The sequence below is a fragment of the Oceanispirochaeta sp. genome (assembly GCF_027859075.1).
GTDB lineage: Bacteria > Spirochaetota > Spirochaetia > DSM-2461 > DSM-2461 > Oceanispirochaeta.
In genome coordinates this window covers 15,611-28,138 of record NZ_JAQIBL010000187.1, presented here as the reverse complement: position 1 = coordinate 28,138, position 12,528 = coordinate 15,611, and the positions used below count along the sequence as shown (strand labels likewise).

12 protein-coding genes are annotated in these 12,528 nt (G+C 42.8%); 2 read left to right on the top strand and 10 right to left on the bottom strand.

All coding sequences use genetic code 11. The annotated features are described in order from the left end of the window. Positions 1 to 1,023: CNNM domain-containing protein (locus tag PF479_RS10295; RefSeq protein ID WP_298005890.1), on the top strand; the 1,023-nt coding region annotated here is incomplete at its 5' end. A 52-nt stretch (positions 1,024 to 1,075) separates the two neighbouring features. Here PF479_RS10295 and PF479_RS10290 read toward each other — a convergent pair. The 6 genes from PF479_RS10290 to PF479_RS10265 all read right to left on the bottom strand — a co-directional run bounded on the left by PF479_RS10290 (position 1,076) and on the right by PF479_RS10265 (position 7,691). Further along, positions 1,076 to 2,077, bottom strand: a complete 1,002-nt coding sequence (locus PF479_RS10290; protein ID WP_298005887.1) for a LacI family DNA-binding transcriptional regulator — start codon at positions 2,075 to 2,077, stop codon at positions 1,076 to 1,078. Between the two features lie 42 nt (positions 2,078 to 2,119). Beyond that, positions 2,120 to 3,052 carry a family 43 glycosylhydrolase gene (locus PF479_RS10285; protein WP_298005885.1) on the bottom strand — a complete coding sequence of 311 codons (933 nt, stop codon included), beginning with the start codon at positions 3,050 to 3,052 and terminating at the stop codon, positions 2,120 to 2,122. Continuing rightward, on the bottom strand, positions 3,049 to 4,563 hold the full coding sequence (locus tag PF479_RS10280) for an alpha-L-arabinofuranosidase C-terminal domain-containing protein (RefSeq protein WP_298005881.1): 1,515 nt from the start codon (positions 4,561 to 4,563) through the stop codon (positions 3,049 to 3,051). Before PF479_RS10280 ends, PF479_RS10285 begins: the two co-directional genes overlap by 4 nt. A gap of 33 nt (positions 4,564 to 4,596) precedes the next feature. Next, on the bottom strand, positions 4,597 to 5,436 hold the full coding sequence (locus PF479_RS10275; RefSeq protein ID WP_298005878.1) for a carbohydrate ABC transporter permease: 840 nt from the start codon (positions 5,434 to 5,436) through the stop codon (positions 4,597 to 4,599). After that, the gene (locus PF479_RS10270) at positions 5,436 to 6,335 is read right to left on the bottom strand and encodes a carbohydrate ABC transporter permease (protein WP_298005875.1); all 900 of its coding nucleotides are present in this window, start codon (positions 6,333 to 6,335) and stop codon (positions 5,436 to 5,438) included. The genes PF479_RS10275 and PF479_RS10270 overlap by 1 nt, the downstream gene beginning before the upstream one ends. Before the next feature lie 69 nt (positions 6,336 to 6,404). After that, complete coding sequence (locus PF479_RS10265; protein WP_298005872.1) at positions 6,405 to 7,691, bottom strand: ABC transporter substrate-binding protein; 1,287 nt, start codon at positions 7,689 to 7,691, stop codon at positions 6,405 to 6,407. A 413-nt stretch (positions 7,692 to 8,104) separates the two neighbouring features. Here PF479_RS10265 and PF479_RS10260 point away from each other — a divergent pair, with 413 nt between their 5' ends. Further along, entirely contained in the window at positions 8,105 to 8,950 is an 846-nt protein-coding gene (locus tag PF479_RS10260; protein WP_298005870.1) for a putative RNA methyltransferase, read from the top strand. A 27-nt stretch (positions 8,951 to 8,977) separates the two neighbouring features. On the opposite strand, the gene PF479_RS10255 is transcribed toward PF479_RS10260, so the two are convergent. From PF479_RS10255 to PF479_RS10240, 4 genes are all read right to left on the bottom strand, one after another. Further along, the gene (locus PF479_RS10255; protein WP_298005868.1) at positions 8,978 to 9,772 is read right to left on the bottom strand and encodes a hypothetical protein; all 795 of its coding nucleotides are present in this window, start codon (positions 9,770 to 9,772) and stop codon (positions 8,978 to 8,980) included. Positions 9,773 to 9,824: 52 nt separating this feature from the next. After that, complete coding sequence (locus tag PF479_RS10250; protein ID WP_298005865.1) at positions 9,825 to 10,166, bottom strand: nucleotide pyrophosphohydrolase; 342 nt, start codon at positions 10,164 to 10,166, stop codon at positions 9,825 to 9,827. A 2-nt stretch (positions 10,167 to 10,168) separates the two neighbouring features. Further along, positions 10,169 to 11,251 (bottom strand): methyltransferase, encoded by a 1,083-nt coding sequence (locus PF479_RS10245; protein WP_298005862.1) that lies wholly within the window; start codon positions 11,249 to 11,251, stop codon positions 10,169 to 10,171. 103 nt (positions 11,252 to 11,354) lie between these two features. Next, positions 11,355 to 12,371: a uroporphyrinogen decarboxylase family protein gene (locus PF479_RS10240; protein WP_298005859.1), complete on the bottom strand. Its 1,017-nt coding sequence runs from the start codon at positions 12,369 to 12,371 to the stop codon at positions 11,355 to 11,357. Positions 12,372 to 12,528 lie beyond the last annotated feature (157 nt).

Here is a 12,528-nt window from a genome sequence, read left to right as displayed (position 1 = left end):
GTCATACTGAATAATTATTTGAGAAACAGATATTCTGTCTCTGTCGCCATCGCCGGGAGTCTGTGTCTGGCTATCATTTATCTCCTTTTTTCAGAAATCATCCCTAAAACATTCTTCAGAAGATACGCCGATACCATAACTGTAAGAATGGCTACAATTCTACGTGTGTTTTTCTACGCTTTTTTACCTGTTTCTTTCTTTTTAAATACTTTCGTTAAAATCCTGATGTTTCTCCTGAGGCAAAACAAATCGGGGGAAAAGCTCCCCCGGTCGAGAGACGATTTCAGGCTTCTCATGCACTTGAGCAGCCGGGAATCAGGATTCGGTTATGATGATTTCCGAACAATAGATGACATCCTCGACTTCGGCCTGACCATCGCTTCTGAGGCTATGGTACCCCTTCATCGGTACTCGGTATTCAATATTGATGAAAGTCCAAAGGAACTATTAAGAATTGCGAGCAATCAGAATCAGCGCTATTTTCCTTGTTATAGAGATAGATCTGATAATATTATAGGTTTTATTGACGTAGAAGACTTCTGCGATCCTGTGAATGTCTCCCTGACACAGGTGTTACACGATCCAATTTTTTTCCCAGAAGTCAAACCACTTTCAGATCTGCTTTATTCCATGATCGAACAAAATCTTCATGTCGTGTTTCTCTGTGATGAATATGGAGTCATATCGGGAATCATCACTCAGCAGCACATAGCAGCCGAATTAATTGGGGCCATCCCCGGGAATCTGCATACAGAAAAAGAGGATGTCATCATCTCAGGGAAAAATATGTTTATTGCGACAGGAAAAACGGATATTGAATATCTGTCCCATGTCATCAATATTAAGATTAAGAAGGGGAACAACCAAACCCTGGGTGGTTATCTCTGTGAAAAACTGGGAGTCATCCCTGTGGCGGGAGACGAGCTTCTGGAAAACCAATTAAAATATACGGTAATGGAAGCTGATAGGCTGAATGTCAGAAGAGTTCGGATTGAAGTCTTAGAAAGAATCAGTGAGGCTTGAGCGCCTACAGAACGTCCAGGACTGTCATATTAATAGCTCTATTTTGAGACTCTCAGATCGTTTCACCCGGCATAATGTGATAGGGAATAAGTGTTTCTGACCTCAAAGAAGTCTCCGACTCCAGGCAAGCGACCATGAGATCTACTGCCTTTCGACCTATCTCCTCTACCGGGTTGTGAATGGTTGTCAGAGTGGGTGTTACATAGTCTATGGTATCAATACCGTCGAATCCCATCAGACCAAATTTTTTATGAATTGCCCCATGATTCTGATGGATATATTTCATCATATCCAAAGCAAAAATATCACCCGAACAGAAACAGGCTGTTTTTTTCATTGTGTCCTCATCCAGCTGATCAAGGAGCTTTTCCAGCCAGGCATAGTCTTTGCTGTCAGTTATGATCTCTGATGATATGCTGGGAGAATCTGCAAGCTCCCTAGTAAACCCCTCGACACGCTGTTCATGAACATATGTATTTTTTGTATCACAATTTTTCAGGGGCGGGCAGTAGAAGATAATGTGCTCATAACCTCGATCTATAATATAGCGTACCGCAGATGATGCAGCTCCACTTTCATTCATACCGATAAATGGGACTTCTGATGAAACATAATTGCCGATAGTCAATACGGGAATACCTAAAGAGGTCAAGAACTTTCCAAATTTCGCTCCCTTGTTCACAGGGCAGAGGAGTAGACCCGCGACTCTCCGGTCTACCAGATCGTTGATTTGGTGGATTTCAAGGTTCGGGTCATTTTCCTGGAGAGTGAAATTTATAAAATATCCGGCATACCTGGCCTTGGCCTCAATGGCATTCAGAAGTTGTGCAAAATATCGGTTTTGCAAGTCAAATGCAATCACACCGATATTCCGGGTTTTCCCTTTGACCAGGCTTCTGGCAATGGGATCAGGTCGATAACCCTGTTCTCTGGCGGCATCCAGAATCCTCTGTTTTGTATTTGGATCAATGCGCCCCTTATTGTTGAGGGCTCTGTCCACAGTGCCTCTTGAGACCCCGCAAATTTCAGCAAGTTGTTTTGATGTAATGCCCATAGTCCTCTCTCTGATATACGATTCTAACAGACACTATATGGATTACTCAAATATAAAGTGAGGAAAGTCCTGCTCATCCCAGTCAATTTTACAGAGAAAAGTGTGCCTGTTTGGGTCATAAAGGGGATCTCCCTCAATATCTTTGTAATTTCTCCCATGAAATACCAATATATCACAGCCCTCTTCATCCTGTGTAAAGCTGTTATGTCCGGGGCCATAAAGCCCCCGGGCCTCCTCTGTATGCAGCACAGGGTAAGGCATCTTGGTCCATTGAGAAGGATCTAACAAATCGGAACCGGCATCGGCATAGAGGAGTCCCATACAATAGTTATGGTCGGTGGCACTGGCCGAAAATGATATAAAAATCCTTGCCCCATGATGAATAAATGCAGGCCCCTCATTCACTGAAAACCCGATGGTTTCCCAGCCCATCCTGGGTGTTGCCAACAGCACGGCACCTCCATCGAGGGTCCATGGATTACTCATCAGGCTGATGTAGAGATTGGAGTTTCCCGGTATCGCATCGTCCTTCTGAGCCCACACCATATAGGTCAATTGATTATAAGTGAAAACCGTGGCATCAAGACAAAAGGTCTCCCACATGGTTTTCAGCTGTCCCTTTTCCTTCCATTCTCCCGCAAGAGGATCAATTGACTCATTTTCAAGGACATAGATTCTGTGATCAAAGAGACCATTGTCAGTCTCGGTTGTTCGGGCAGCTGCAAAGTATATATACCATTTTCCTCGAATGAAATGGAGTTCCGGTGCCCAGATATTGGCACTCATCATACCCGTCTTTTTTTTCCTCCAAACGACAACACCCGGTTCATCTGCCAGTCCCGTTAAACTGGTGGATCTCCGAAGTTCAATACGATCATATTCGGGCACCGATGCCGTAAAATAGTACAAACCGTCACGATGCTTATAAATCCAGGGATCTGCTCGCTGAGGTATCAGAGGTTTTAGTATATTCATTCTTTATTCTCCTGTTTCATTCGGAATACATTCCAGGAATAGGGTCTGAGAGTCATAGACAGATCTTCATCTGAAGCCTTTGTAAAAGAGCAGCTAACAGGCGTAAGTGTTTCCGGAGCATCTATTGTATTCCTTGCCATCAGATCCTTATGATAGAGCTGGATATGCTCTACCTGAATCTCTTTTTTTTCTCCCTGAAACATTCCATCACAGATAAATTTAAGAGAGACATCTTCAGACAGCCTGTTCACACTGAAAAGCGTTATGACTCCCCCCTCCTCATCCAGGACCGTCGCAGAGTCCACTCCAGGAACATCGGTGAAATCTCCTGCGGTGTAAAGAGGTCCAGAACTTTGCTGCTGCAGGACTTCCCCTTTGGCATAGAGGGAGGCATGGAGCAGCGGATAGTAGGTGGCATTTCTCCAGGCGGGACCCTCTTTCAATGAGAGAATCAGGGGAATTGTATTGACCAGCAGAGATTGACAGCCAATTTTAATTCTATCCGCATGCCGGAGAATGGTAAGCATCATGGAGGCAAAAACGAGAGTGTCCTCCATGGTGTACTGGCACCAATCAAAAGGACTGCCGATTTGCCACTTCTCATAAGGAATATCCGGTTCCTTATGAACATTCCACTCATCAAAGGCCAGGTACATCGTCTTCTGACTACGCTTAGCACCCTGAACATAGTCGCAGGCGGCAATAATTTCACAAATCTGCTTTTCCATCTCAATGGGCCGGGCCAAATAGGTGGGAGTATTATCACTCTTCTTGTTTATGTAGTTATGCAGTGAGATATAATCGGCCTGCTCATAGCTCTCATCCAGGACCTTTCTGTCCCATTCGGGATAGGAGTCCAGGTGCCGGGCTGAGCTGCCCACGGTAACCAATTGGATAGAGGGATCGACTTTCCTCATAACTTTGGCAGCTTCTCTGGCCAGGGCACCATAGTCTCGGGCCCTCTTGGCAGCAATCTGCCACTCTCCATCCAGTTCGTTCCCAAGGCACCAGAGCTTAATGCCGTGAGGCTCTCCATAACCGTGTGATCGCCTGAGATCACTCCAATAAGTACCACCTGATCCGTTACAATATTCCACAAGATTTCTTGCAGCATCAATTCCACGAGTCCCCAGATTAATAGTGATTATCGGCTCTGCTCCCGTCAGTTTGACCCATTCCAGGAACTCATTGAGGCCAAACTGATTAGTTTCAATCCCCTCCCAGGCCAGCTCTTTCAGAACAGGTCTTTCCTTTTTTGGTCCAACCGTATCTTCCCAGTTGTATCCCGAAGAAAAATTCCCGCCAGGATATCGGATCACCGAAAGCTTCAGATCCTGAATCAAAGCAAGAACATCCTTCCTGAAGCCCTTTTCATCTGCCTGAGGATGGTCTGGTTCATAGATCCCGTTGTAAATCACACTGCCCATATGCTCAACAAAGGAACCAAAAAGCCTGGGAGCGATGGAGCCTGTAACAAAATGGATACTCGTATGTAAATGATGCTGTTTCATATGGATTCCTTCGATTTTTTAAAATTTTTCTGTTTACGCTTTCAGACCGCTGGTAGCCACACCTTGTATGAAATGGCGCTGCAGGAAAGCAAATAAGATGAGCAGAGGCAGGAGTGATACCGTGGTGGCCGCAAAAGTGGGGCCATACTGAATCACCTTGTCACCGACAAATACAGCAAGCCCCGCAGAGAGAGTCCGCATAGATGTCGAGTTTGTCAGCATCAGAGGATAAATCAGATCGTTCCAATTATTCATGAAAAGAATGATTCCCAGTGTAACCATTGCGGATTTACATAAGGGCATCATGATACTGAAAAAGAGCCGGTACTCATCCAGACCGTCAATGCGGGCCGCCTCCTCCAAATCCCGTGGGAGGGTGATAAAAAAGGAGTACATCAAAAATATTCCAAATGCACTGGAAGCCCGGGGAAGGATAAGGCCCTGGTAGGTATCCAGTATCCCCATAAGGTATGATTCAACAAAAAGTGGAATCATAATGACCTGAAAGGGGATCATCATTGTTATCAGAATTATGTAGAAAAGGGTCTTCTTATATTTGAAGTGAAGTCTTGCAAAGGCATATCCGGCCATTGAATCAAATATCAATGAAAAAAAGGTCACACCTCCGGCAAACACGAGAGTATTCAGGGTATAACGGAACAAAGGGATGCTGTCCCAGACGGTAAAGTAATGATCAAGAGTCGTCTTTGCCGGGAAAAAAGTGGGTGGATACTGAATGATTTCGCCAGCTGGTTTCAATGATGAAAGAAAGAACCAGAATAGTGGTACCAACATCACAAGAGTCAGTAGAATCATGAGAATTGCCGAGAAGCAGGTGAATGCTTTTTTCATCCTTCCATGTTTTAGACTCATCAGTTTTTCTCCTGTTTTATAAATCGTGTGTAAATCAAGAGAGTCATAGCCGCAATCAAAACAAGCAGAATCTGAGCAATCGCGGAAGAATATCCAAGGTTGAAGGGCGCGATCCGGAATCCTCTATTATAGATGTATTGCACAATGGTTTCAGTTCGAAACAGAGGACCTCCCTGGGTCATCACATACACCTGATCGAACACTTTCAAGCAATCGATAGTGTTTGTTATGATGCAAAATCCTAAAGCTGGAAGGATCGATGGTACTGTGATGGAAAACAGCCTCTGCCAGAGTCCGGCTCCATCTATTTTGGCCGCTTCATATAACTGTAGGGGTACGCTTTGAATTGCCGCCACAAGGATCACCATGGATAAACCAAAATTTTTCCAGACAGACATAATAACAACCGCAGGCATCGCGCTTGCCTTGTTCTTAAGAAAATTAACACTTTCCATTCCCGCCATCTTCAAGAGATGGGGGAAAAAGCCTATTGACGGATCTAGCAGCAGGGACCAAAGAATACCCATGGCTGTCATGGAACAGATCACCGGAATGAATAGAGCCGTTCTAATACCCTGACGAAAGGGAGAAACCTTAGAGACATATAGCGCCAGGAAGAGGGAGAGGCCGATCTGCAATGGAATCTCCAGAACCGTAAAATAAAGTGTATTCTTCAGGGCATTCCAGAATCTCTCATCCCCTAAAATTTTCTGATAATTAGCGGCTCCGGTAAAAGTAATATTCTGAAGAAATATATCCATTTTCATAAAGCTCATAGCAAATGAAGCAAACAGCGGAATAAGGTAGAAAATGGAGATAATGGCAAGAGAAGGCAGTATTAAAACGTATGCGGCAACCTGTTGCTTCAACAGGAAGCGAGTGACATATTTATCAAACATGAAAATAATTACTCCAATGATAAAATATACCTGAGAGATTTCAGAACTCTCTCAGGTTCCATTTCTTTCTCAGTATTCAGCAAATATGGAGTCAATTTTCTCAGACGCCTTCTTTAAGGCAGATTCTGGATCAACGTCCCCGGAAAGAACAGATTCCATCATCGGCCACAAAGCATCTGCATCCAAAGCACTGATTCCTTCAAACGCCGTAGGATTGTAGGCTCGGCCCAGTGAACTTAAGGGTGAGATTGTTCCCAGTATAGGATCCGCCTGAATCGCTTCATCCTTGAGAACTGCTTTAGACCATACAGGAAAACCATTTTTAAGGCTCCATTCCTTGAGGACTTCATCGGATAACCAGTATTTCATAAACTCATAACAAGCCATCTTCTTTTCTTCTGAGGTACTTGAGGGAATAATAAATCCAATGTTCCCTCCGATCACCTCATGACGAGAGCTTCCCTTCGGTGCTACAGAGACTCCAAAGTCAATGTTATTGCTCTTTATGCCATTGATCATCCAGGGTCCATTGATATACATGGCCAATTTACCACTCATAAACAGGTTTTCCATCTCCCCCCCTGTGGCGCCCAGAGGTGTCACTTTATCCTTCACGGCAAGATCCTGCATCCATGAGAGGGTCTTAATGTTTTGAGGGGAGTATAAAGCCGATTTTTCTGCTTCTAGGTCAAAAAGTTCACCACCGTTGTTCCAGAAGAATGAAGTCCAGTACTGAGGAGCTCCCTTTATGGGTAGACCAAGACCGAATTGCCCCTTGGAGGAATCTGTCAAACGGCGTGCATAATCTGCCAGTTCTTCCATCGTGGCGGGAGCCATATTACTATCGAGACCAGCTTCGTTGAAAAGTTGTTTATTCCAGAAAAGATAGATCAAGTTAAACTGCATCGGTATGGAGTAGTAACTATCATTATATATGCCCAGATCAAGTACATTCTGCAGGTATGCCGATGATTCCAGCCCCGTGATATCCCAAAAATCATCCATTTTCTGAACAGAGCCTGTGGCAATGTACTGGGAAATCCAATCACCAATGAGCAGGGCCATATCCGGCGCTGTTTTCGTGGCAATAGAAGGAGGTAGTTTCTGGGAGAGTACATCCCATCCCATGATATCCATGACGATTTGAATGTTCCCGTTCTCCTGCTTATTAAACCTGTCCACGATCTCTTTCAGGATCTCTCCATCAGGTCCAGTAAAACCATTCCAGAATGAGAGGACTATGGGTTCAGCCGTCTGAGATTCTGATACCTCCTGCTTTTTGCTGCAACCGGCTAAAATGCCCACCAGGACTATGAACAAGAGTAGGGAAATAAAACTTTGTTTTGATCTTTTCATAAAAATTCTCCTTTATATCGATTTATCAAAAAGGTGCGTGCACGTGTCCGCACCTTTAGAATATAGCAGAAATTAGGAGTTGTCAATTCTTGTTTTATGAATTATCACAAAAAACTGCACCCGTCTGCGCAAAGAAACCGATTTCAAAATCGCCTCAAAATACTTCAGGATATTCAGACGATGAGTAAGAAGATGGTGTTACCCTTCACTAAATCGAGGTTATGGAGGAGTCACCAGTCCTTGAGATTGTCTGATTCTATTATAAGAGCGAGTGTCTACATCAGATGTCTCCATATGACGAAGTATATCATTCAAATAAGGAAGAGAATGATCCATCCTTGATGATACCGAATAAAATATTTATGATAGGACCGTACCGGGTGCAAGAGCACTGTACTTTGTTAGGAGATCATTTGAACTGGGCCTGTCCGAAATGTAGATTACCGCTGCAGGAATTCTCATCCTATTATAAATGCGAGAACAATCATACTTTTGATATAGCAAAACAGGGTTATTCCAACCTGCTCCTGGCCAATCAAAAATCAAGTAAAAACCCTGGTGATAACGATAAAATGCTTATGGCCAGATCGTCGTTTCTTGAAGGGAACTACTTTAAACCACTTCAAGATGAAATAGTCCAATTATTCAAATTCTACTTGAGTGAGAATGGGATCAGTAAAGGAACAATCCTCGATTGTGGTTGCGGTGAAGGACACTACTTGAGAGTGCTTTCCAATTCCCTGGGTTCTTCTTTTCAATATAAAGGGATAGATATTGCTAAAAAGGGTGTAAAACTGGCTGCCGCCGGAGCTAAAAAGGACATTAAAATTAAATCTGATTTTGCTGTTGCAAGCAGTGCAAATATTCCTCTATCTGACAATAGCTGTGTTGCCGTCTATTCTATATTTTCACCAGTCAAGGCTTTGGAAATTCTTCGGATTTTAAAAAAGCAGGGCTGTTTTATCCGGGTATTGCCTGGACCGAATCACCTCTATGAGCTCAAAGAGAAGATTTACAGGGAAGCAAGACAACATGATCCCCCTAAAGAACTGATGGGGTTTACACTAATTTCAGAGAAAAAATTACATTTTGACCTGTGCTTTGATCATGGTGAAACATATCAAAACCTGATTGAAATGACCCCTTTTGCATGGGAAGCCAAACTAAAGAGCAACGGGAACAGTCTCTTTACAATCGGAGACAAGATCACGGCTGATTTTAATATTCAGGTAATGAGAACAACAGAATCCTTGTTATAGGCTGTTCAGTTTCCCGGGCTAACAATTTTATATTTGAGACTCTTCAATGATAGTGATCAATCTGGATAAAATGATTTCGCTGTTCAGCCGACAGCCCTCGAGGAGGCAAATTTTAACACATTCAGGCTCCAGGGCAATCGTAATAAAATCGGACTCTCTGATCAGTTTTTTGAAAGTCTCAAAGTTCTCAGGATAGAGACTCTTTTCAGTATTAAAAAAATCGCAGTCAATATCCAGAATGTAGTTCTCGAAAAAGGAACTCTTGAAATTTTTGGCCCGGGCGATGGCTGTATCAAGAACAAAATCTTCAAGGGAGGAATCGGCTCTCATATATCGGCATTTTTCATCATGAATGGATTTTTCGCAACCAGGAATACAGGGAGGCGAGTACTCCAGGATTCTTTGATTCCTGTAATTATTCCGGCCGTCGATGATATAGACATTGGGATTGGAACTTGATGCATTGCTGTTTTTGGATAAAATAAAAACCGTATCAATCATATCAACACGGACAGAAAAATCCAGATGTTCGTCATTTTTCAAATTATCATTGATCTGCTTTATGGTGATCTCTTTTTCAAGATACTGATTGATTTTCTGATCAATTATCTCTTTTTTTCTTTTTTCATGGTCCCTGTATAAACCAGATTTTATTTCGCTATCTGCTTTCCAATAGGAGTAATTCTGAAAGGCTTCTCTGCTGTCGGTATGGAAATCCAGGGAAAAAACATTCTGCCTTGTACAGGATTCCCAGGCTTCCAGAACCTGATTATGGGATTCAACAACATAAAGAGTTTTCTTATTGACAGATATTTTTTTCATTTAAGGGGCATACCAATATAAGAATGACTCATAACAGAGTTCTCATGAAACATTACAATTCATTATATTTTTTATGACTATTACGACTTTTCTCAACTGGATACTTTTTTGAATTGATCTCTATTTTCTCTGTAATAGCATTGAGTAGATCAATGTCAAAGTGCCTGCAGATATAGATCAGAAAAATGGCAATATCTGCAACTTCATTTTCAATACGTTCCTTATCAACATTTTCTACTTCAGAGTCACTCTTCCATAAAAAGAGCTCTTGGAGTTCACCAAGCTCAATATTTAAGCCGATGAGAAGATCCTTCACACTATGAAATTGAGACCAATTTCTCTCATCTCTGAATTCAATAATTTTTCTCACTATATCATTTATACCATTACTCAATGTTATTTCCCTTTATGCGTCAAAATCCATAATTCAACCTTCTCATTGCTCCGGGAGTCTGTCCGCTTTGTTTTTGTTGATGCTTGTTTTACATTCCTTTGAAGCTGTAGTTCTTTTGAAAAACGGTCATGCCTTTCCAGTTCTTCACTAATTGGATGAAGGTTATTTTCTCCTATGACCTGAGCCAGATTTGAAAAGAGCAGGACCAGTTTCCCCTCTGGAGCCAGATGTTTTTTGGCTTGTTCAAAGAAACGAGGAAACAGTTCTTTCTCATAATATATGGCTTTATCAATACCCTCTTCCAGTTTATGTTTCGCTATTAACCAGGGAGGATTAAAGACAATCAGATCCGCCATAAAATCACAATCGGTGAATAGATCCCCCAGGCTGAGATTGATTTTTTTATTCATTCCCAGGCGGAGACTTTCCTGAGAGACCCCGATGATGGCATTTTTATTTGTATCAGAAGCAAAAATATTCAGAAAGCCGCTGTGGATTAATTGAAATGTTAACACACCACTACCGACACCGATATCAATGGCCCGGTTTCTGGGTCCTTTGTATGCCTTCAACCATTTATCAAAGAGAAGCAGATGATCAAATCGTGTCGGAAAATATGTGCCATAAAAGGGGTGAAGAGATAATTTCAGGACATTAATTTCAACCCCCTTCTGGTACCACTGCCATGAGCTATTCAGCCCCTGAACTTCTGGAAAGGATATAAAAAAATCAGCGACATCAGGGTATAATATTTTCAGCCAGCCAATATTGGGACATTTGCGCACGACGAGCTCATTGTCTTTCACTTTCAGCAGGAGTCGATGCGAGGCTTCCCGAAAGGCGGACCGGTAGTCGCGCTGTCCCTGAAAACTCTGATCCCGGTATCTGAGCTGGAGGTTCCGTTTCAGTTCTGATAAGACCTGCAGACCGTTACTATAGAATTCTTCAATCAGAACATACCTGCCGGCAAGCATCTCGACGACAGTTGCCGGTGTATCCATTTTACGGTAGAAGCTTATGGCATCAATCTCAGAAGTTATTATATGGGGTCTATCAGGCTTGATAGATTCTAAATTTTCTTTCATTTCATTATTCCCTTAATCTCAACAAGACTTTACTGATACCTCAATCCTGAGTACAGCAACTTGTTCTATTCCCTATGGAGAGATCAAGTTTATCATATAATCATCAGGGAATTAATAGAGCTTGCAGGTTTTCATCCGGGGTGTCTGGATCAACACCGACGCAAAGCACGGTATCGACTCCGCAGGCTGCCAGAACATCCCGTTCCCTTCGGATCTCTTCAGGATCTGCACTTCTCAGTTTTGCCGGACCGTATCGAACACTCCAGAAGGGCATTTTCTCTCCGGTTTTCAGGCTGCTCATGCAGGACTTCACATCCGAACCATAGCCAATGTCAAACCATATACCCTCTCCCAGCTGTCCATAGTAATCTGAAAATAAATGCATATTGGCTCCGCAATGATGCACTCCGTAAATACTGCTGTACCGGGCTGCGGTTTTGATATCATAGGGAAGAAAATAAGTACGATAAATATCTGGAGAGATCAGAGCCACTGTGCAGTTATCAAGGGAGATCATCCCACCGTCATCGGGACAATGGTTTTTTTCATTGATCCGGCTGATATAGGACCGGATATTGATCCATGACTGCTGTACATAATCAAGCAGCTTATGGACAATCTCAGGATTGTCATAAAAATCAAACATCAGTTGATCCCCACGCAGTTTGAAGGCGATATTCGGTACACTCTGCATATTGATGTTAATGCATGCCTTACCATGGGTCTTCACCAGCCAGGCTGCCTGAGATTCAAGGTCCTGCATAACGGGATTGCGGCTATAGTCAGTTTGAGGCGTTAAAGCCATTATGGCCTTATCAGTGAGATTGAGGGATTCCGCATAGGGATCAAGCCCTTCGGTGAATATACCCTTACACCCGAATATCATGGAGATTGTGGCTACACCATAGCCAGAAACCACAGCTGGTATAGTTCCTGCATTCTGCTTATCGGCCAAACATATTGGTATGCCCAAAATTTCCCATTTCTCTATGCAGTGAAGCTGACGGCGCCTTTGATGTTCTATCTGAATGGCAGGATCTCCGAGTGATTTCTGGGTAAAATCAATTCCGGCATAGCGATTCCAGTAAACCGAAGCAAAAAAAGCATCGAATTTTGTCATTGCATAACTCCATAGCTTGATTTAACCTTTTAACAATATTTCATTGTGTATGAAATCTATTCAAAGATAAACCAATATTGTATAGAAAAGATGATCATTGTGATCTTTCCAAGAAGCTTCATTCTGGCACCATCGCCATTGGCGATGATGAAATCAG